Source organism: Mycobacterium paragordonae (assembly GCF_003614435.1).
Classification (GTDB): domain Bacteria; phylum Actinomycetota; class Actinomycetes; order Mycobacteriales; family Mycobacteriaceae; genus Mycobacterium; species Mycobacterium paragordonae.
In genome coordinates this window covers 3750855-3769175 of the sequence record NZ_CP025546.1, presented here as the reverse complement: position 1 = coordinate 3769175, position 18321 = coordinate 3750855, and the positions used below count along the sequence as shown (strand labels likewise).

23 protein-coding genes and 2 pseudogenes are annotated in these 18321 nt (G+C 65.2%); 19 read left to right on the top strand and 6 right to left on the bottom strand.

The window, feature by feature from the left end; genetic code table 11:
* Window positions 1-3 precede the first annotated feature (3 nt).
* The 11 genes from C0J29_RS17220 (at window position 4) to C0J29_RS17170 (ending at window position 8921) form a co-directional block, all read left to right on the top strand.
* Window positions 4-1074, top strand: a complete 1071-nt coding sequence (locus tag C0J29_RS17220) for an ABC transporter ATP-binding protein (RefSeq protein ID WP_120793059.1) — start codon at window positions 4-6, stop codon at window positions 1072-1074.
* Window positions 1075-1148: 74 nt separating this feature from the next.
* Window positions 1149-1982 carry a DUF3097 domain-containing protein gene (locus C0J29_RS17215; RefSeq protein WP_065049015.1) on the top strand — a complete coding sequence of 278 codons (834 nt, stop codon included), beginning with the start codon at window positions 1149-1151 and terminating at the stop codon, window positions 1980-1982.
* Window positions 1983-2060: 78 nt separating this feature from the next.
* On the top strand, window positions 2061-2585 hold the full coding sequence (locus C0J29_RS17210; RefSeq protein ID WP_065049013.1) for an OsmC family protein: 525 nt from the start codon (window positions 2061-2063) through the stop codon (window positions 2583-2585).
* 9 nt (window positions 2586-2594) lie between these two features.
* Entirely contained in the window at window positions 2595-3662 is a 1068-nt protein-coding gene (locus C0J29_RS17205) for an acyl-CoA dehydrogenase family protein (protein ID WP_065049011.1), read from the top strand.
* Window positions 3653-4273, top strand: a complete 621-nt coding sequence (locus C0J29_RS17200; RefSeq protein WP_120793058.1) for an RNA polymerase sigma factor — start codon at window positions 3653-3655, stop codon at window positions 4271-4273. The genes C0J29_RS17205 and C0J29_RS17200 overlap by 10 nt, the downstream gene beginning before the upstream one ends.
* Entirely contained in the window at window positions 4270-4536 is a 267-nt protein-coding gene (locus C0J29_RS17195; protein ID WP_120793057.1) for a hypothetical protein, read from the top strand. Before C0J29_RS17200 ends, C0J29_RS17195 begins: the two co-directional genes overlap by 4 nt.
* A 207-nt stretch (window positions 4537-4743) precedes the next feature.
* Complete coding sequence (locus tag C0J29_RS17190) at window positions 4744-6300, top strand: HNH endonuclease signature motif containing protein (protein ID WP_120793056.1); 1557 nt, start codon at window positions 4744-4746, stop codon at window positions 6298-6300.
* Between the two features lie 165 nt (window positions 6301-6465).
* A complete protein-coding gene (locus tag C0J29_RS17185) occupies window positions 6466-7347 on the top strand; it encodes a universal stress protein (protein ID WP_120794787.1) in 882 nt (293 codons plus the stop codon).
* 79 nt (window positions 7348-7426) lie between these two features.
* Window positions 7427-7771, top strand: coding sequence for a ferredoxin (fdxA, locus tag C0J29_RS17180; RefSeq protein WP_065042784.1), 345 nt, complete (start codon window positions 7427-7429; stop codon window positions 7769-7771).
* 16 nt (window positions 7772-7787) lie between these two features.
* The gene (locus C0J29_RS17175) at window positions 7788-8684 is read left to right on the top strand and encodes a universal stress protein (protein ID WP_120793055.1); all 897 of its coding nucleotides are present in this window, start codon (window positions 7788-7790) and stop codon (window positions 8682-8684) included.
* 48 nt (window positions 8685-8732) lie between these two features.
* A complete protein-coding gene (locus tag C0J29_RS17170; RefSeq protein ID WP_055580927.1) occupies window positions 8733-8921 on the top strand; it encodes a hypothetical protein in 189 nt (62 codons plus the stop codon).
* On the opposite strand, the gene C0J29_RS17165 is transcribed toward C0J29_RS17170, so the two are convergent.
* Window positions 8918-9580: a PAS and ANTAR domain-containing protein gene (locus C0J29_RS17165; RefSeq protein ID WP_120793054.1), complete on the bottom strand. Its 663-nt coding sequence runs from the start codon at window positions 9578-9580 to the stop codon at window positions 8918-8920. The genes C0J29_RS17170 and C0J29_RS17165 overlap by 4 nt on opposite strands.
* Before the next feature lie 104 nt (window positions 9581-9684).
* Window positions 9685-10104 (bottom strand): Hsp20/alpha crystallin family protein, encoded by a 420-nt coding sequence (locus tag C0J29_RS17160; RefSeq protein ID WP_065042787.1) that lies wholly within the window; start codon window positions 10102-10104, stop codon window positions 9685-9687.
* Between the two features lie 141 nt (window positions 10105-10245).
* Between C0J29_RS17160 and C0J29_RS17155 the strand changes: the two genes are divergently transcribed.
* The 7 genes and pseudogenes from C0J29_RS17155 to C0J29_RS17125 all read left to right on the top strand — a co-directional run bounded on the left by C0J29_RS17155 (window position 10246) and on the right by C0J29_RS17125 (window position 13983).
* The gene (locus C0J29_RS17155; RefSeq protein WP_120793053.1) at window positions 10246-10641 is read left to right on the top strand and encodes a MerR family transcriptional regulator; all 396 of its coding nucleotides are present in this window, start codon (window positions 10246-10248) and stop codon (window positions 10639-10641) included.
* Window positions 10642-10972: 331 nt separating this feature from the next.
* Window positions 10973-11593, top strand: a complete 621-nt coding sequence (locus C0J29_RS17150) for a flavodoxin family protein (RefSeq protein WP_120793052.1) — start codon at window positions 10973-10975, stop codon at window positions 11591-11593.
* Between the two features lie 32 nt (window positions 11594-11625).
* Window positions 11626-12192, top strand: a complete 567-nt coding sequence (locus tag C0J29_RS17145) for a DUF1360 domain-containing protein (protein WP_120793051.1) — start codon at window positions 11626-11628, stop codon at window positions 12190-12192.
* A 16-nt stretch (window positions 12193-12208) separates the two neighbouring features.
* Window positions 12209-12622, top strand: a complete 414-nt coding sequence (locus C0J29_RS17140) for a ChaB family protein (RefSeq protein WP_120793050.1) — start codon at window positions 12209-12211, stop codon at window positions 12620-12622.
* Between the two features lie 27 nt (window positions 12623-12649).
* Window positions 12650-12850: pseudogene (locus C0J29_RS17135) on the top strand (uracil-DNA glycosylase family protein); the annotation flags it as partial.
* Window positions 12851-12901: 51 nt separating this feature from the next.
* The gene (locus tag C0J29_RS17130) at window positions 12902-13297 is read left to right on the top strand and encodes a hypothetical protein (protein ID WP_242460458.1); all 396 of its coding nucleotides are present in this window, start codon (window positions 12902-12904) and stop codon (window positions 13295-13297) included.
* 2 nt (window positions 13298-13299) lie between these two features.
* Window positions 13300-13983 carry an HAD family hydrolase gene (locus tag C0J29_RS17125; RefSeq protein WP_065042794.1) on the top strand — a complete coding sequence of 228 codons (684 nt, stop codon included), beginning with the start codon at window positions 13300-13302 and terminating at the stop codon, window positions 13981-13983.
* A gap of 158 nt (window positions 13984-14141) precedes the next feature.
* Here the strand turns inward: C0J29_RS17125 and mbp1 are convergent, their stop codons facing one another.
* Window positions 14142-14375 carry a microaggregate-binding protein 1 gene (gene mbp1 / locus C0J29_RS17120; RefSeq protein ID WP_055580950.1) on the bottom strand — a complete coding sequence of 78 codons (234 nt, stop codon included), beginning with the start codon at window positions 14373-14375 and terminating at the stop codon, window positions 14142-14144.
* 265 nt (window positions 14376-14640) lie between these two features.
* Between mbp1 and C0J29_RS33805 the strand changes: the two are divergent.
* Window positions 14641-14706: pseudogene (locus tag C0J29_RS33805) on the top strand (hypothetical protein); the annotation flags it as partial.
* 4 nt (window positions 14707-14710) lie between these two features.
* On the opposite strand, the gene mhpA reads toward C0J29_RS33805, so the two are convergent.
* Genes mhpA through C0J29_RS17100 form a run of 3 tightly spaced genes read right to left on the bottom strand, consistent with a single transcriptional unit; the run spans window position 14711 to window position 18311 of the window.
* Window positions 14711-16246 carry a bifunctional 3-(3-hydroxy-phenyl)propionate/3-hydroxycinnamic acid hydroxylase MhpA gene (gene mhpA / locus C0J29_RS17110; protein WP_120793048.1) on the bottom strand — a complete coding sequence of 512 codons (1536 nt, stop codon included), beginning with the start codon at window positions 16244-16246 and terminating at the stop codon, window positions 14711-14713.
* Window positions 16243-17181 carry a fumarylacetoacetate hydrolase family protein gene (locus C0J29_RS17105; protein ID WP_065164607.1) on the bottom strand — a complete coding sequence of 313 codons (939 nt, stop codon included), beginning with the start codon at window positions 17179-17181 and terminating at the stop codon, window positions 16243-16245. The genes mhpA and C0J29_RS17105 overlap by 4 nt, the downstream gene beginning before the upstream one ends.
* Entirely contained in the window at window positions 17178-18311 is a 1134-nt protein-coding gene (locus C0J29_RS17100) for a VOC family protein (RefSeq protein WP_370530840.1), read from the bottom strand. Before C0J29_RS17100 ends, C0J29_RS17105 begins: the two co-directional genes overlap by 4 nt.
* Between the last annotated feature and the right edge of the window lie 10 nt (window positions 18312-18321).

Below are 18321 nucleotides of genomic sequence, written 5' to 3'. Positions count from 1 at the left end.
GCAATGGCTTCGGTGAGTTTCGAGCAGGCGACCCGGCGCTATCCGGGCAGTGACCGGGCCGCCCTGGATAGCCTGGATCTGGTGGTCGGCGACGGCGAGTTCATGGTCCTGGTAGGGCCGTCCGGATGCGGCAAGACAACGTCGCTGCGGATGCTGGCGGGATTGGAAACCCTCGACTCCGGGCGCATCCGCATCGGCGACCGCGATGTCACCAACCTCGATCCCAAGGACCGCGACGTCGCAATGGTCTTCCAGAACTACGCCCTCTATCCGCACATGACGGTGGCGCAGAACATGGGCTTCGCGCTGAAAGTGGCCAAAACACCGAAAAACGAGACCCGCGAACGGGTATTGGCGGCGGCACGCATGCTCGATCTGGAGCAGTATCTCGAACGCAAGCCCAAAGATCTCTCCGGCGGGCAACGACAGCGGGTGGCGATGGGACGGGCGATCGTACGCCGTCCGCAGGTCTTCCTGATGGACGAACCCCTGTCGAACCTGGATGCCAAACTACGCGTGCAGACCCGCAACCAGATCGCCGCGCTGCAGCGCCAACTCGGCACCACCACGGTGTACGTGACCCACGACCAGGTCGAGGCGATGACCATGGGTGACCGCGTCGCGGTGCTGCGCGACGGGCTGCTGCAACAGTGTGCGACACCAAGGGAGCTCTACCGCAACCCGGGCAACGTGTTCGTCGCGGGATTCATCGGGTCGCCCGCCATGAACCTGTTCACCCTGCCGGTCGTTGACTCCGCTGTCTCGCTGGGGGATTGGAATATTCCGGTGCCACGGGAGATCGCCGGCACTGCCGCCGAACTCGTCGTCGGGGTCCGCCCCGAACACTTCGAGCTGGGTAGCGTCGGCGTCGAGATGGAGGTCGACGTGGTCGAGGAGTTGGGCGCCGACGCCTACCTCTACGGCCGGATCACCGGGGCCGACACGGTCATCAGCAAACCGATCATCGCCCGAACCGACGGCCATGACCCGCCCGGCAAAGGCAGTCGGGTGCACCTGCATCCGCAGCCCGGCCATCTGCATTTCTTCGCCACCGACGGGCACCGAATATCGTGATGGACAACCAATTTCGCGCGTTGCTGCGGCGCGCCGCGCCGGTGATCCCTGCGCCGGCTCCCTAGTATGGCCGGGTGGTCGATCGCTATGGAACCGATGTGCTGGCAGGCGGCGGGCGGCGCAAGCCCCGTTCGGTAGAGCACCCGGTCGAGCTGGGCATGGTCGTCGAGGATGCGCAGACGGGCTATGTGGGTGCGGTGGTCCGCGTCGAGTACGGCCGCGTCGAGCTGGAAGACCGGCACGGCAAGACCCGTCCGTTCCCGCTGGGACCCGGGTATCTGATCGACGGTCAGCCGGTGATCCTCACCCCACCACGCCGATCGGGGCCTGCCGTCCCGGCACGCACAGCGTCGGGATCGGTCGCCGTGCCGGGCGCCCGCGCCAGGGTCGCCCGCGCCGGGCGGATCTACGTCGAGGGCCGGCACGACGCCGAGCTGATCGCGCAAGTTTGGGGCGACGACCTGAAGATCGAGGGCGTCGTGGTCGAGCACCTCGGCGGGGTCGACGATCTGGTGGGGATCGTCGCCGAATTCCGGCCCGGCCCGGGCTGCCGTCTCGGCGTGCTGGTCGACCACCTGGTGCCCGGCTCCAAAGAGTCGCGCATCGCCGAGGCGGTGCGCACGGGTCCCGGGGGAGCGGACACCCTGGTCGTCGGGCATCCCTACGTTGACATCTGGCAGGCCGTCAAGCCGCAACGGCTCGGCCTGCAGGCCTGGCCGAAGGTGCCCCGGAACATCGAATGGAAACATGGCATCTGCGCGGCGCTCGGCTGGCCGCACGCGAACCAGACCGATATCGCCACGGCGTGGCGGCGGATCAGGTCGACGGTCCGCGACTGGAACGACCTGGAACCGGCCCTGATCGGACGGGTGGAGGAACTGATCGACTTTGTGACGCAACCGGTGTGACTGAGGTCACCGTCACGTTTCTCGATGCGGCGGCACTAACTTCCTGACCGGCTCTTCGCAGAGAAATGGAGGAAGTGCATGACCGACGCGCTCGTCATCGACGCTCAGGGTCTGGACCGGCTGTCCTGTAACGCCAAGGCCGACCCCGCCACCGGCAAGAAGACCTTGAAGGCCAAGACCGTGTGCGAGTCCGGCTTCCGCAACATGACTTATGTGCGTGATCTTGCGCCGATGCTGGTCGGCGAGCCGCCGGCACTGCTGGGTGACGATTCGGCGCCCAATCCTTCGGAGACCTGCCTGGCCGCGCTGGGATCGTGCATCTCGGTGGGCCTGCTGGCCAACGCCACCCATCGCGGCGTCACCCTGACGAAGATCGAGGTGGAGATGGAAGGCGACATCGACATCTCCGCGGTGTGGGGTGTCGGCGACACTCCCGCCGGCAAGATCCTCGGCTTCACCGCGGTGCGCTGCAAGGTGACTCTGGCCGGCGACGCTGAGGACGCGACCCTCAAGGAGATCCACGACAGCGCCATTGCGTGGTCGCCCGTGGTCAATACATTCACGCGTCCTGTAACTGTCGACTCCGCACTGTCCATCGGTTAGGCAGGCAGAATGACCACGACGACCGATGCCGTGATCGGCTTGCTCGATTCGGAGCTGATAACAGACATTCGTGCCCACGCCGGCGCTCTGGACCGGGGCGAGGCCACGGCCCGCCGTAGCTTCCCGGGTCTGGGGGCCGCGGGACTGCTCGATGTCGGCGCGCCCGGCAATGCCGACGGCAGGCTCGCCGAGATGGCCGACGTGATCAGGCTGATTTCCGGGGAGTGTATGAGCACCGGGTTCTCGGTGTGGGCGAACCGGATGGCGCTGGAGTATCTGCTCACTGCCGCAACGCCTTTCAGCTTGGCGACTGCGGAGTCGCTGTCGGCCGGGACGTCGTTGGGAGTGACCGGCATGGCGGCCGCCTTCAAAACGCTGGCCGGTTGCGGTCAATTGGAGTTGGCGGCGACCGCGGTCGGGGGCGGTTACCGGATCAGCGGTCCGATCCGCTGGGCGTCCAACCTGTACGACGATTCGCTGCTGGTCACTGCCGCTGCTACCGAACCCGGCGCGAAGGTGATCGTCGCGTTGCCGTTGACGAGCCCCGGGGTCACGGTGGGTGATCACTTCAAGTTGTTGGCAATGGACAGCACAGCCTCGTCGTATTTGGAGTTGAAGGACGTTTTCGTCCCGGATGGGCAGGTGTTGTCCACCGACTTCGAGGGGTTCCTGGGCGCGGTCCGGCCCACTTTCCTTGTGCTGCAGTCGGCCATGTGTGTCGGTCTAGCCGAGACGGCGGCGCGGCATGCCCGGCTCGGGCTCTCAGGGGTGAATGAGATCTTCGCCTCCGAGGTCGACGAGGTCGCGGAGAGATTGGTCTGGGCGCAAACCACTTTGGCGAGATTGGCTGCCGCAGTCGGGGGACATCAACCGCCGAGCAAGAAGGAGTTGCTGTCGCTGCGCCTCACCGCGGCCGAGATTGCCAGCGCCAGTGCCGCATTGGAGGTTCGGACCGCCGGCGGCAAAGGATACGCGAGCAGGACGCCCGCCAGCCGCCGCTACCGTGAGGCGGCCTTCATCCCGGTGCAGTCGCCGTCGGAAGCCCAATTGCGTTGGGAACTAGGCGGATGCGCTTGACGCCATTGGCGTCGTTCGAGGGTGCGGAACCCCGGCATCTGGTCGGTGGGGTTCCGTTGGCCGCGTTGGTCCGCGACCACCAACGCCCGATGGTGAATTTCGCTCGCACCATGGTGAATTCACCGGCGGTGGCCGAGGAGGCGGTGCAGGAGGCGTGGGTACAGGTGCTCAAGTCTTCGGCAGCGTTCGAGGGCCGCTCGTCGGTGGCCACTTGGCTGTTCGGGATCGTCAAGAACACCGCGTCGCGCCACCGGAGCCGCGAGTCGCGGATCCGGGAGCACGAAGTATTGGGCACGTCGGAGGGTGACCCGCTGGCCGGACGGATGCATCCGCCCGGACACCCCGACGCCGGCCACTGGAGTGTGCCGCCGTCACGGCGATTCCTTCCCGAGGACCACACCGTGGCAAACGAATTGGTGGGATACGTGCGCGCCGCGCTGGACGCGCTGCCGGCGCGGCAACGACAACTGATCATCCTGCGGGATCTCATCGGCATGTCTTCGGACGAGGCATCGGAGATCCTGGAACTCTCGCCGGACGCACAGCGGGCGTTGTTGTACCGCGCCCGGGGGAATCTGCGGAATCAACTGGAAAGGCGGTACCAACGATGACCGTCTACGACAACACCGTTCCGGCGGTCGACTGCATCGAATTCGTCCGGTTGGTGGACGATCTGGTCGAGTCGGATCCGGGGCAGTGGGGCGCGATCGTGGCCAGACACCTCGACGAGTGTCCGCCGTGCCTGGTGTATCTGCAGCAGATGCTGGATCTACAGGTTCTGCTGAACCATGTCTTCGATGGCGAAAAGCTCAGTGACGGAGAGATTTCGGGCGTGATCAACGCTATCGGCGCCTTTCGTGAAGGCGATGCCTGAGCCGAGAAATGTGCTCGATTTGCGAAGACTTCAGTTGAGCGATCACGACGGAATCGCCTGCGAGTCAGAGTAATCCAGCATGGTCGGCCGGCACGTGAGCTGAACTTTCGCTACCGGAGCTCTGTCTTTATCCACAGTTGGAGGTTTGTCCACAGCCGGGTCCTTCGGGGCGGCGAGTGACGGCGTCCGCCGACTAGATTCGAAAGTATGTTCGATGATGTCGCGGAAGCCGACGACGCCGGGGTGGTGGCCGTCATGGCCGCGGCCAACCGGGATGAGGCCGTGGCCGCCGCGCGTCGCTTCGCCGCGATCGCCGAGCTGGTGGCCCGCCACGCGGTAGGCGCCACCGATTGCGGACGCTGGTCGTGTGACAACTGGGACGCCATCGCCGCCCAGGTCGGAGCGGCCCTGAACATCAGTCACAACCTGGCGTCGCACCAGATGTATCAGGCGCTGGCTTTGCGCCAGCGCCTGCCCGCGGTCGCAACGCTGTTCGCCGAAGGGCGGCTGAGTCTACGGCTGGTCACCACGATCATCTGGCACACCGAGTTGATCAAAGACCCCGCCGTGCTGCGCGTGGTCGACGCCCTGTTGGCCAACGACGCCCTGCGCTACGCGCCGCTGTCGCAGCCCAAAACCGCCCGCGCCATCGACGCCCTCATCGAGCGCTATGACCCCGCCGCGGTTCGGCGCGCCCGCATTGGCGCGCGGTCTCGTGAGGTGGTCATCACCTCCGCCGATGACGGCTCGGGGACCGCCCAGATATGGGGCACGCTGCTGGGCACCGATGCCGCGGTGCTGGATCGCCGGTTGTCAGATATGGCCCGCCAGGTATGTGACGCCGATCCGCGGACGGTGGCCCAGCGCCGTGCCGATGCTCTAGGTGCCCTGGCTGCCGGCGGGACGCAGCTGGCCTGCCAATGCGCGGACCCCGACTGCTCCGCCCGGATCCCTGACTCCCGTGCCGGTGCGGTGGTTATCCATGTGATCGCCGAGCCCGCCACCGTGTCTGCTCCGCCCGATCCGTGCCTGAACGGCGAGCAACCCCCGCAGGTAGATCCCGCCGACCCGCTGCGCCCGGTGCCTGACCCGGACCCGCCCGCGACTTGCCTGCCGGCCGCCCAAATCCTGGGCGGACAGACCATCCCCGCCGCCCACCTGGGTGCGCTCATCGCCGCCGGCGCCCGCACCGCCGCGATCGACTACTGCCCCGAGCCCACCCCGGGTTATCGGCCCAGCGCGGCGTTGGCCCGCTTCATCCGTGCCCGCGACATGACCTGCCGATTCCCGGGCTGTGATTGCCCTGCCGACGTCTGCGACATCGATCACGCCATTGCCTACCCGTTCGGACCAACTCACCGGGCCAACCTGCGTTGCCTGTGCCGAAAACATCACCTGCTCAAGACATTCTGGGGCGGACCCCACGGCTGGCGCGACCGGCAACTACCTGACGGCACCATCATCTGGACCGCGCCCACCGGCCATACCTACACCACCCGCCCCGGCAGCCGACTGCTCTATCCCACCCTCAACCAGCCCAGCGCACCCCTGCCCGCCTGCACGACACCACCCCAAGATCAGCCCCGCACCCTGATGATGCCCACTCGTACCCGCACGCGCGCTCAGGACCGCCAGGCCCGCATCGACGGCGAACGTGCCTACAACCTCGCCCAACTCAGTCCGCCCGAAGCCACCGCGCACACCGCCCAGCCCGCGCCCCAACCCCAACGCCCATCCGGCCCCGAAGAACCCCCACCCTTTTAACGCAGTCGGTGAAATACATTGTGCGCCAACATGTATATGCCGACATCTGACACGGCGCCGCCCTGCGACGCGCCGGACCCGCCCCGAAACGTAGAGTCTTTAGACCTCTACACCGACGACGCCACGCCTCGTAGGATGAAGGCTGCAAACGGCAAGGAGCATGGAATGTCAGCGGAACCAACAAAATACGGAATCCTGGTGGCTGTCGACGGCTCGGAGGAATCTGATGCGGCGATCGCTTGGGCAGCCCACGAGGCCGCTCTGCACCGGGTGCCACTCACCCTGCTGCATGTGGTCGCGCCGATCGTCGTCGGCTGGCCGGTCGGGCAACTCTATAAGGACATGCCGGACTGGCAGAAAGACATAGCGGACAGCGTCCTTTTGCACGCCCGCAAGACGGCGTCGGAAAGCTCCGGCGGATCCGACGAACTTGAGGTGCGCACCGAATTAGCCTATGCCAACGCGGTTTCCACGCTCATCGAAGCGTCAAAGCAGGCGCAGCTGGTGGTAGTCGGGAGCCAGGGCATCGGCGCCCTGGGCCGTCTGTTGTTGGGCTCGGTCAGCTCCGCCCTCGTCCAGCACGCCCACTGCCCGGTAGCCGTCATCCGCTCGGGAGAGGATGCCGTTCCAGTACCGCAGGGCCCGGTCGTCGTGGGAATCGACGGCTCACCCGCATCGGAAGCCGCGACGGCCTGGGCGTTCGACGAGGCTTCCCGGCGCGGCGTTGACCTGATCGCCGTGCATGCGTGGAGCGACGTCGGCGTGTTTCCGGCACTCGGGATGGATTGGCAGGACCGGGAAAATCAGGGGCAAGAGGTGCTTGCCGAACGCCTGGCCGGGTGGCAGGAGCAGTATCCGGACGTCCACGTGCAGCGGTCGCTGGTGTGTGACACGCCGGCGAAATGGCTGCTCGAGGCGTCCGAGCGGGCACAGCTGGTGGTCGTCGGGAGTCGCGGTCGCGGCGGATTTCCCGGCATGCTGCTGGGTTCGGTCAGCTCCGCGGTCGTCCACTCTGCCAAAACGCCGGTGATCGTGGTCCGTTCGTAGCCGATAAAGGCCTTTGGTCCCTGACGCAAGTGGCTTTCGACCGACGCCACCGGCGGCGAACGCTTTATAACTTGGACGCATGACCTATGTGATCGGCAAGGAATGCCTGGACGTGGCTGAAAAGTCTTGCGTACAGGAATGCCCCGTTGACTGCATTTACGAAGGCGCCCGGACGATGTACATCAACCCGGAAGAGTGCGTGGACTGCGGCGCGTGCAAACCGGCATGTCGTGTTGACGCCATTCACTGGGAAGGCGATCTTCCCGAGGACGAACTGCAGTTCCTCGACGACAACGCCGCCTTCTTCCAGCAGATTCTTCCCGGACGGGACGCCCCGCTCGGGACGCCGGGCGGCGCAGATGCTCTCGGGCGCATCGGCGTCGACACCCCGATGATCGCGGCAATGCCGGCCAACTGCTCCTGACCGGAGGTATCACGAAATGACCTCAGCAACAACAGGAACCGATAAGGGCCTGGGCATCCTCGTCGGGGTGGACGGCTCACCGGCGTCCAACGCTGCCGTCGTCTGGGCGGCCCGGGACGCCGAGATGAAGCACCTCCCGCTGACCGTCGCTCATGTCGTGAACACGGATGTGGCGACCTGGCCGCCGATGCCCTACCCGGAGACCTGGGCGGTTTGGCAGGAAGACGAAGGACGCAAGGTCATCGCCGAGGCGGTGAAGATCGCCGAAGAGGCGGTGTTGACCGACCGCAAACTGACGATCAGGACCGAGCTCGTGCACTCCACTCCGGTGGCCGCGATGATCGAAATGTCCAAGAACGCAGCCGTTCTGGTGCTCGGAGCGGCCGGCAGGGGAGCGGTGGCGCGGTTGCTGCTCGGGTCGGTGAGTGCCGGCGTCGTGCGGCACGCGGATTGCCCGGTGGCAATCATCCACGACGAGGACCCGTTGATGCCGCACCCGTTGCGTGCCCCCGTCCTGCTGGGCATCGACGGATCACCGGCTTCCGAAGCGGCCACCGCAGTGGCTTTCGACGAAGCCTCGCGCCGAGGTGTGGAACTCATCGCACTGCATGCGCGGAATGACCTCGAAGTCGTTGAGCTACCCGGTTTGGACTGGGAGAAGGTGAAGGCGGAAGCCGAAATCACGCTCGCCGAACGGCTGGCGGGGTGGCAGGAAACCTATCCCGACGTCAAAGTCTGCCGCGTGGTGGTCTGCGATCGCCCGTCACGCCAGCTGGTGGCGCGCTCGGAGTCGGCGCAACTGGTCGTGGTGGGCAGCCACGGTCGGGGTGCCTTGTCCGGCATGCTTCTCGGTTCGGTCAGCAACGCGATCGTGCACTCGGCCCGGATGCCGGTAATCGTCGCGCGCGCCTAGCGCGTTGGAACGCGGTTGAAAAACGGCCGCCGGGGAAACCCAAGACGCATGGCTGAATACAGAGTTATCGACCCACGGGGCGAAGTCGTTGCCACCAAAGAGATCGAAAGCGCCGAAGACGCGCACGCATGGTTCGTCGACTCCCGTGCCGACAACTCCGAGCTCGGGTGGCGCATGGAGGTGAACGCCGACGGCGATTGGGCATTCTTCGACGACACTGAAGGTACGTCGAACTAGGCCTCGGTCATGCGCGTATGCGCCGTCAGCAGTAACTGGTCAAACTCCGGTTGCGCTGTAACAGCGTGCCGCACAGCGCGGAAATCCTGCACTATCTGCTCGGCCAGCGGCCGCAACTTGACGTTGGATTCCTGGGACAACCACTTCAGTAGGTTGAAGGCCGCGTCGTCGTCGATGTCGTAGACCAGCATGAGCATGCCTTTGGCCTGTTCGATCCCCGCCCGGTTTTCGGCGATCTCCGCCAGCCGCTGGGTGACCTCATTCTGGTCGGGTGCGCTCGACACATCGACGTAGAAGCCATGCGTCCCGACCACCGCACCGTGCTCGTCGACGATGCGGTCGCCGACCACCACCACGTGGTGCACCTGTCCAGCAGTGTCGATGATGCGGTGACGAGTACTGAAGGCCTTATGGGTGTGCAGGATGTCGTCGATGGTCGCGGCGACGTGACCGCGGTCATCGGGGTGTTTGTGGGACAGCACCAGGTCGGTGGTCGGCGTGATGCTGCCGGGTTCATAACCGTGCATCTGCTCAACCTGCTCAGACCACTCCCAGCGCTGGTCGGCGAGGTAGAAACGAAACGAACCGACCCGCTGCGGGGCACCGCCGGCCAAGGCTTCCTCCACCGCGGCCGACTGGCCGTTGAGATCCCATGTCATCGCGAATCGGCCTCCTCGGGTCGGTCCCGGTGCGTGACCGCGGTACTAGGCGGGCGGCCGCGGCGCGTGGCAGATGGCCGCGGCCGCCGCCCGTTCACCGCCGGTCAGGCGTTGATTGCTTCGCGGCTCTCGCTGCGGCCCACGGAAATTTTGCGGGGCTTCGCCTTCTCGGCCACCGGCACCCGCAAGCGCAACACCCCTTCGTCGTACGAGGCGGCGATCCGCTCGGTGTCGAGATTCTCGCCGAGCACCAACTGGCGGCTGAACACTCCCCGCGGCCGTTCCGAAGCCAGCATCTCCCGGTTGGGGTCGACCCCCGGCCGCTCGGCGCGAACTGTGACCACGTTGCGTTCGATGTCGATGTCCAACGAATCGGCGTCGATACCGGGCAGGTCGAATTCGACGACGAATTCCTCCCCTTCGCGCCAAGCGTCCATCGGCATGACCGCTGGACGTGCGGCGGTCCCGAGCACTTGCTGGGCGAATCGGTCCAGTTCACGGAACGGGTCGGAACGCATCAGCATGGCAGTCACCTCTCAACTCCAATCTCTCGTCTGCGGTTCTAATTTTCCTATGTCTGACGACATAGATTTTGTATAACACTGTCGACACCTCAGCGCAAGTGTGGTAGATAGGTTTTCTAGCGACAGCTGAGGAGATGCTCGATGACCGAACGTGCAGGCGACGTGGACCCGCCGGCGTCTGATCACGGCGTGTACGGAATCTCGGTGGCTGCGGAACTCTCTGGTGTCGCCGTGCAGTCACTCCGCCTCTATGAAAGATACGGACTGCTCACGCCGGCCCGCAGCGACGGCGGCACGCGGCGTTACAGCGCGGATGACCTGGCCCGCTTGCGTCGCATCAGCGCGCTGGTCGACGCCGGTGTCAACCTCGCCGGCATCGCGAGGATCCTCAGTCTCGAGGACGACAACGCGGAGCTGTCGGCCGCCAACAGTGACCTTCGATCTGCCAATCGAACATTGAAAGGCGCGGCCAAACAGACTGCGGCAGCTGACAACTCGAAGACATCCGCCCGAAAGCCCATGCCTCGCAAGGTGTAGGCCAGGTTCAGGCCTCTGAGCCCGCACGGTCTAGGCCGGAGAAGAACGCCGCGGCGCGCTGCGCGACTACCACCGTCGTGACCGTTACGGTTTCACGCCGCCCGGCCACCGGCAGGGCCGCGGTGCCGACCCTCGCGTGCTCGAAGTACTCGGCAAGGAGCCTTTTCGCGACGACGTGCAGGCCAGCAGCGGTCTCGATGACCGGCAGTCCCGCGCCGGATTTCTGGCCCGGGCAGCGGAACTGATAGCCGACGCAGTATCGGGGCCTGAGACAGGTCCATCAGCGCCGCATACCCGGTTTACCGGTCCCTATGCCGGGTATGGATTTCCCATGAGCGATCAGCCCCTGCGCGCCGCCGGCTTGGTGTGCAGCCTCAAACCCAGTCCAGCGGCGTCCAGCAGTGCCCTGATCGCCGAACACGTTGTCGGCGAACTGAAGAAGGCCGACGTCGAGTCCGAACTGATCCGGAGCGTTGACTACAACATCGCGCCGGGCGTCGAGGACGACATGGGCGACGGCGACCAATGGCCGGTTATCCGGCGCAAGGTCCTTGACGCCGACATCCTGCTGATCAGCACGCCGATATGGCTCGGACACGCCTCCAGCGTCACCCAGCGCGTGCTGGAACGCCTGGATGCCGAACTGTCCAACACCGACGACAACGGAACACCCGCGATGGTCGGCAAGGTCGCCCTGGTGAGCGTGGTCGGTAACGAAGACGGCGCGCATAAGGTGGTCGCGGATCTTTTTCAGGCGCTCAACGATATTGGGTTCAGCATCCCGGCCCAGGGTTGCACCTACTGGAATGGTGCTGCCATGCAGGGCACCGATTTCAACGACCTCGACAAGGTACCGGACGAAATCGCGTCGGCCACCGCTGCGGCGGCGCGCAATGCGGCCCATCTGGCACGCACGCTGAAGGCGCAGAGTTACCCCCCATACGAGACGTAGAACACGTCTCCCCAACGCTCTCAAGGAGTTTCATGACCGAACTGGCCACTGAGAAGAACGTCACCGGCCTTCGGGACCGCGCTCGGCAGGAAGCCGAGGAATACCGCGGCGACGATCCGCGTCCGTTGGGTGGGTACTTTGCCGTGTTGGTGATCTACTGCACGCTGGTGGGCGCTACGACGCTGGTGGCGGTGCTCACCGGCCGCCGATTGCCCGTGCGGTGGCACGTGCAGGATCTGATCACCGTCACGCTCGGCACCCACAAGTTGTCCCGAACGCTCACCAAGGACGCCGTCACCAGCCCGCTGCGCGCCCCCTTCACCCGGTACGCGGGCACCGGGGGACCCGCCGAAGTGCACGAGGAGACGCGGAACGAAAGCCAGTTCCGGCACAGCATGGGCGAATTGCTGACCTGCCCCTTCTGCCTGGACATGTGGGTGGCGACGGTGTTCGTGATCGGACTGGTCTTCGCACCCCGATTCACCCGCCTGGTCGCCGGCACGTTCACGGCGCTCACCGGAGCCGATTTCCTCCAGCTTGGCTACGCGATAGCCCAGCAATGGGCCCAGAATCCCCCCCAGAAACACCGAGGCCGCTGAATCCTGAGGTGATGTGATGCCGAAAACGAACAAGAGCGGTGCCGCGAAGAAGGACGAATTGCCAAGCACGCTGCGGCGTTCCAGCGCAAAGGCGCAACGCACTTTCGCCAAGGCCCATGATGCGGCTGCCGAACAGTACGACAGCGAGGAGCGGGCGCATCGGGTCGCCTATGCCGCCGTCAAGCACAGCTATGAAAAGGTCGGTGACCACTGGGAAGCCAAGGAGGAGAAGGGTCCTTCCGATGCGCACGCCGAACGGGGCGGCTTGAACAACCCCGTGCCATCGCAGGAAGGCGTCAACGCCAACGCCAGCAAAAAGCACCTGTTGGAGATCGCGCGCCGGTTGGAGGTGCGTGGCCGGTCAACGATGACGAAAGCTGAACTGGTGGAAGCGATCAAGAAATACAATCGCCGTGCGCAGAGGCGTTGACCAACCCGGCGCGCAGCAGTTTGTGCCGGCCGATCGCTGATGCTGGTCGGTGAACAGCCAGGCGATTACGAAGACCAGCAGGGTGTGCCCTTCGTCGGACCGGCGGGCCGGTTGCTGAACCGAGCGCTCGACGACGCCGGGATCGACCCGGCGCTTACGTACCAGACGAACGCCGTCAAGCATTTCAAGTTCAACCGAGTGGGAAAGCGGCGCACACACGAAAAGCCCACCGGACTGGCGGCCATGTTTCGGGAAAACCAGCCTGGGTAGTCGAAATTGATGAGTGTGCGCAGCGATGGAGACACGCGGGTAGACGACAACGTCACCTCGGGAGATGCCACACATGTGCCGGCGGCCGACGCCGGCCATGGGCGTGGTCGTCGGGGTGTGGTGAATTGGATTCTGGCGGCGCTGACGGTGCCGGCAGCCGCGCTGGTCATGATCTTCGCAGTCGGCGCAGCAATGAGTATGGCCGCGTGCAGCAGTGCGCAATGCCCTGACCTGGGGCCCGGCGGCGTGCTCTACGGAGTGCTGTTCTACGGCGCTCCGGTGATCGCCGGCCTGACGATAATCGCCTCGTTCTTCACCGCGCTGCGGCGCCGGGGCTGGGTCGTTCCCGTGGTCGCGCTGGCTCTGCTGGCTGCCGACTTCGCTGCTATCGCGATCCTGTTCTGACCTTGACTGCCAACGAAAGCGCGGCCGCGGTGCTGTTCGACATCGACGGCACATTGGTTGATTCGAACTATCTCCATATCGACGCCTGGCAGCGTGCGTTCGGTGAAGTCGGGATCGACGTGGAGACGTGGCGTATTCACCGGTCCATCGGAATGGATGGTTCGACGTTGGTGAAGTCGCTGTCCGATAACGCACCGGAGGACACACAGAAGCAGTTGAAGGACTTGCATTCCCGGTATTACCGGGAAGTCGCGTCGCTGCTGCGTCCGCTGCCGGGGGCTCGTGCACTGCTGCGCCGGGTGGCAGACCTTGGCCTGCAGGTGGTGCTGGCGACCTCGGCGCCCGACGACGAATTGGAGCTGCTGCGCAAGGTGCTGGACTGTGACGAGTTGGTCGCCGCGGTCACCTCGTCAGCCGATGTGGACACCGCAAAACCCAAGCCCGACATCATCGAAATCGCACTCGAACGGGCCGGGGTCACCGCGGAGCGGGCAGTCTTCGTCGGAGACGCGATCTGGGATGCCGAAGCCTGCTCCCGTGCGAAGTTGTCATGCATCGGCGTGCTCAGTGGTGGAGTGTCGGCCTCGGAGCTACACGATGCCGGCGCGGCCCAGGTTTTCGAGAACACCGAGAAGCTGCTCGCCAACATCGAGCAGACTCGGATCGCGGCGCTGGCCGCGGAGTAGTCACCGCAGGCTCGACCCGGCGCAATCCAGGCAAATTGAAGCTGCCCAGGCAAACTAAAGGGACCCAGGCAAATTGGAGGGGCCCAGGAAACTTCAAGGGCGCCAGACAAGCGAATGGGCCCAGTCCGTTGCCGGTCTGGGCCCACTCTCGCATCAAGCTACTGGTTGGCCTTCTGGCGCTGCTCGGCCGCTTCGGCGCCACCGCGCGCGGCTTCCGCCTCGGCTTCCTTCTTGGCGGCGTCACGCTGAGCGTCGGCCTTGTCCTGCTGGGCCTGACCCTCGCGCTTCACGTCGTCACGGCCCGTGACCGCGCCGATGACTTCCTTCGCCTTGCCCTTAACGCCCTCGACGACGCCTTCGACGCCCTCTTGCGGGCCACTCTTATCCGACATGGATTCCTCCTGCATAACTTGCTCGCTTGCATGGCAACTTCACGCATCGCTCTCGTGCGATCAGCCAACAAGGGGTTTGGACCAACGTCCGCGTCGTTCCAGGAGCCCCCCGCAGCCACAGAGTTGCCGAACTGCCGAAGCCTCAAACCTGTGGGCTGGCTCACCCGAAAACCGAACTTCGTTTAGTGTCTTTGGATTTCGCTCATGTTTGAGCAGAGGAACAGCGGGCAACCAGACGAGCTTCAAGGCACGCTAGGAGAGATAGATGATTGCAGGCCACGCCTTCACGAAGATCGTAAACTTCGCGCGCGCCGGCTACCCCAAGGGCTTGCCGACTACTGACACCTTTGCGGTTTTGGCAGTGTTGGCGCCGGCGCGGCCACCAGTGCCGCATCGCGACCGGCACGCATGACCGTTCGATCCGGACGGATCAGCGCGGCCGAGGCCTGCCCTTGGCGCAGCCATGCGTCGAGTTGACTTCCGGGCTCCGCCCGGATGATCGGCACGTCTCGTTCGAGCAGCAGGGCTTCGGTAGCCGTCTCGAGCGGAGCCCGGGTGACCAAGAAAAATCCGGTACCGGCGACGTCGTCGAGCCGTTTGCCGTTCGGCAGCAACGGATTCGGGCACAGGGTTCCGGCGAGCTGACGGGGCCGGCGGGATTTGTGTACCAGCTCAGAGCGGCGCAACGGGGGCGTGGCGGAGTCCACGATCTTGTTCCGCAGTCCCGGGATGAGGCCGGCACGGGGCAGTACCGCCCTCCGGGTGAGATCACCCAGACTGCCGCCGCCGGTCATCGACCACCCGACGGTGAGCGCCAGGCGGATCAGCGCGCGGCAGTGTGGCTTTCGCTCCTGTTGATAACTGTCCAGGATGTGGGCGGGCAACGTCCCGTTGCACACCGCCGCGATCTTCCAGCTGAGATTCATGGCGTCGCGCAGTCCGGCGCCCATGCCCTGGCCGATGAACGGGGGAGTGAGGTGCGCGGCGTCACCCAGGATGAAGATGTTGCCCCGGCGCCATCGATCGGCGATCTGAGCCCGGAAGGTGTACTCGGCGACGCGCAACAAACTGAGTTCGCTATCGGCGAGATGGCTGGTCCACGGAGAGATGAGCGGACGCAGCGCGGCCAGGTTGTCGAAGTCGCCGGCGGTTTCCCCGTCCAGCAACCGAAACTCCCAGCGGTATCGGGATTCTCGGATGCGCATATAGGTGCCGGCGCGCGCCGGGTCGCAGATCTGATAGACGCCTTCCCACTGCCTGAGGTCCGCGTCGGTAGCGACATCGACGACCAGCCAACGCTGTTCGAACTTCAAATCCCGCATGGTGGAGCCGATGTGGCTTCGCACCAGGCTGTTGGCGCCATCGCAGCCCAGCAGGTAGTCGGCGTCGACCTGATGAATGGTCCCGTCGGTCCGGTCGGTGTAGGTGATTCGCGCACCATCGCCCCGCGCGGCGATCGCCGTGACATCCGCGTTTCCGCGCAACTCGGCGTTCGGATACCGCTTGAGGTTGGCCCGTAACAGCCCCTCGAGTTCCGGCTGGTCGAACATGTTCGCCTGGGGGTAACCGTGAACGCTGTGCTCGGGATTGCGGTGAAATTCGGCGAATACGTTGAACTTGTTGTCCAACAGCCGTAGTCCGAGCGTGGGCCGCGAGATTGCCGCGAACTCGTCGGCAATGCCGAGGCGTGCGATGACCCGGAAGATTTCATCGTCGAGGTGCACGGCCCGCGGCTGCGGGTAGACCCCGGGCCAGCGCTCCAGAACAAGGCTGTTGACTCCGTACTGCGCCAGCAGAGTGGCGGCGGTGATGCCGGTGGGTCCGGCCCCGACGATCACCACCGGCACACGCCGAATCGCTTTGGCGCTCATGCGTATCGAACAGGATTGTGCTGGGTCCCCAGGTCGATGGCCCCGTCATCGGTGGCTACCGACGCCTCGACGATGTCGCCGTTCTGCAGATACTTCGGGTTGCCGGCTTGACGCTTGAAGAAGGCCTTCCACTTGACGGCCGGTGGCAACAGGTTTCCGATGATCTCCACCGGCTTCGACGGTGCACTCAGCGCCGTGCCGACCGGCGTTCCGGTGAGAATCAAGTCACCCGGCGCCAGTTCCTGAAACTGGGTCAGCGACTGCAGTGCCTGCAGTGGCCGGTACAGCATGTCGCCCTCGACGAGGGCGTTCTGGCGCTCCACTCCGTTGACCCGCAGCCGCAGTCGCAGATCCCCGAAGCGCTTGAGCTCATCGGCGTTCAGCAGCACCAACCTCGGGCCCACCGGCGTGAACGTCGGATAAGACTTGGCTTCATAGAACTGGGTTTGCGGCAGCTGGATGTCGCGTGCCGACACGTCGTTCGTGACGACCAGGCCGGCGATGTAGTCGGCGAGGTTGGTGTCGGAGATGCTGGTGCCGACCGCGATCGGGCGCCCGATCACCAACCCGATTTCCACCTCATAGTCGAGCAACTGCACATGCGCGGGCTTGACGATGTCGGCGGACGGCCCACAGATCGAGGCGGATGCCTTGCGGAAGAAGGTCAGCGGAATCGATGTGGGGTCCATGCCCGCGTCCCTGACATGCGATTCGAAGTTCGTCATCTGCGCGACCACCCGGCACGGCCTGGTCACCGGGGAGATGAGGTCCAAGCTCGCCACAGGAACGGTGTCCGCGGCCGAAGCGGCGGCCTCGATGGCGGCCCGGTCGGACAGCAGTTGCGCCGTGGTGGTGGCATCGGTGGCGATTCTGGCGGCGCCGGCGGGGGTCTCGACCCACCAGCCATCGGTGGTGTGTAGTACGGAAGTCGTCATTTGCCAGCCACTTTCAGTAGACCAATCATGCGGTTGAAGTCGAACTCATTGTCTGTCCGGAGCGCGCCGATCATCGAAACCAGCTCGTGGCGTGCCGATTTGGCATCAGTACCGAGGAAGTCACGCGTGGCCGGAGGTCCCCACTGGGCCAAACCCGAAGCGGTCAGCGGTGCCCAGCCCGGTTCCAGGGTGTTGTCGAACATGTCACCGTCGGTGAAGTGTTCGACCAGGAAGCCGTCCGGATCGCGCCAATAGTCGAAGATCTGACTGCCCTGAATGTGTCTGCCGATTCCCCAGGAGCGCAGATAGCCGCGCTCTCTGAGGTATTCGCCGCCGGCAGCCAGCGCGTCGAGATCGCTGACCTGATAAGCCGAATGCAGGTAGCGGTTGACCGGACCCAGCGCCAACGCCAGGGTGTGGTGGTCGGCCGGTGTCGACCCGCGATCGCACCGGATGAAACTCATCGTGGGCCCGCGCTCGCGCTGGCCGGGAAAATACTGGAAGTCGCTGACGATCATCCCGAGGTTGTCCAGGTACCAGTTCAGCGACTGTAGGTACTTCGTCGACTGCAACACCAGGTGTCCCAGCCGCTGAACCCGTGCCGGCACCCGAGCCGGGCGCTGAGTTGCATTGGTGCGCAACGGCTTCGGTCCGAAGTTGAAGACCGGCGGCTGCTGGGCGGGCAACTCCGGTAGTTCGTGCATTCCGGCGACCACCCGCACCGGCGTACCGGTGGGGTCCCGCAGATCGACCGACAGGCCACCGATGGCTTCCGGCAACGGACGGGCGGCCGCACCGGACTTGTCGGCCAGTCGCAATACATCGACCTCGTCACAGGCACGAAATGCCACCGCGGTGAATCGTGACCGTTGGCCGCGCCGCACGATCACGCAGGGCGCGCCGGCGTCGGTTCCGCGCAGGGCGATTTCGTCGGATCCACGGTGCGCGGTCTGGAATCCGAAAGCCCGCGCGAACGCCTCGCAGCGGGTGAGGTCGGGCTTTTCGAACTCCAGCCAGGCGAGGTCGGCGACTTTGATCACCGGATTGCGGGACCGGCCGCAATGTTCGTCGGACCGGGCGCCCTGCTCGCTGTGCAGGCCGCGGTGCGCTTCAACCGGGGAGCCAGGCACATCCATCACC

What these genes read in the sequence shown, in the direction of transcription:
- C0J29_RS17140 (WP_120793050.1), top strand. Translation starts at nt 12,209, where the DNA reads ATGCCGAAAACGAACAAGAGCGGTGCCGCGAAGAAGGACGAATTGCCA.
- C0J29_RS17175 (WP_120793055.1), top strand. Translation starts at nt 7,788, where the DNA reads ATGACCTCAGCAACAACAGGAACCGATAAGGGCCTGGGCATCCTCGTC.
- C0J29_RS17170 (WP_055580927.1), top strand. Translation starts at nt 8,733, where the DNA reads ATGGCTGAATACAGAGTTATCGACCCACGGGGCGAAGTCGTTGCCACC.
- C0J29_RS17155 (WP_120793053.1), top strand. Translation starts at nt 10,246, where the DNA reads ATGACCGAACGTGCAGGCGACGTGGACCCGCCGGCGTCTGATCACGGC.
- C0J29_RS17195 (WP_120793057.1), top strand. Translation starts at nt 4,270, where the DNA reads ATGACCGTCTACGACAACACCGTTCCGGCGGTCGACTGCATCGAATTC.
- mhpA (WP_120793048.1), bottom strand. Translation starts at nt 16,246, where the DNA reads ATGAGCGCCAAAGCGATTCGGCGTGTGCCGGTGGTGATCGTCGGGGCC.
- C0J29_RS17185 (WP_120794787.1), top strand. Translation starts at nt 6,466, where the DNA reads ATGTCAGCGGAACCAACAAAATACGGAATCCTGGTGGCTGTCGACGGC.
- C0J29_RS17190 (WP_120793056.1), top strand. Translation starts at nt 4,744, where the DNA reads ATGTTCGATGATGTCGCGGAAGCCGACGACGCCGGGGTGGTGGCCGTC.
- mbp1 (WP_055580950.1), bottom strand. Translation starts at nt 14,375, where the DNA reads ATGTCGGATAAGAGTGGCCCGCAAGAGGGCGTCGAAGGCGTCGTCGAG.
- C0J29_RS17130 (WP_242460458.1), top strand. Translation starts at nt 12,902, where the DNA reads ATGAGTGTGCGCAGCGATGGAGACACGCGGGTAGACGACAACGTCACC.
- C0J29_RS17160 (WP_065042787.1), bottom strand. Translation starts at nt 10,104, where the DNA reads ATGCTGATGCGTTCCGACCCGTTCCGTGAACTGGACCGATTCGCCCAG.
- C0J29_RS17205 (WP_065049011.1), top strand. Translation starts at nt 2,595, where the DNA reads ATGACCACGACGACCGATGCCGTGATCGGCTTGCTCGATTCGGAGCTG.
- C0J29_RS17220 (WP_120793059.1), top strand. Translation starts at nt 4, where the DNA reads ATGGCTTCGGTGAGTTTCGAGCAGGCGACCCGGCGCTATCCGGGCAGT.
- C0J29_RS17165 (WP_120793054.1), bottom strand. Translation starts at nt 9,580, where the DNA reads ATGACATGGGATCTCAACGGCCAGTCGGCCGCGGTGGAGGAAGCCTTG.
- C0J29_RS17105 (WP_065164607.1), bottom strand. Translation starts at nt 17,181, where the DNA reads ATGACGACTTCCGTACTACACACCACCGATGGCTGGTGGGTCGAGACC.
- C0J29_RS17145 (WP_120793051.1), top strand. Translation starts at nt 11,626, where the DNA reads ATGACCGAACTGGCCACTGAGAAGAACGTCACCGGCCTTCGGGACCGC.
- fdxA (WP_065042784.1), top strand. Translation starts at nt 7,427, where the DNA reads ATGACCTATGTGATCGGCAAGGAATGCCTGGACGTGGCTGAAAAGTCT.
- C0J29_RS17200 (WP_120793058.1), top strand. Translation starts at nt 3,653, where the DNA reads ATGCGCTTGACGCCATTGGCGTCGTTCGAGGGTGCGGAACCCCGGCAT.
- C0J29_RS17210 (WP_065049013.1), top strand. Translation starts at nt 2,061, where the DNA reads ATGACCGACGCGCTCGTCATCGACGCTCAGGGTCTGGACCGGCTGTCC.
- C0J29_RS17150 (WP_120793052.1), top strand. Translation starts at nt 10,973, where the DNA reads ATGAGCGATCAGCCCCTGCGCGCCGCCGGCTTGGTGTGCAGCCTCAAA.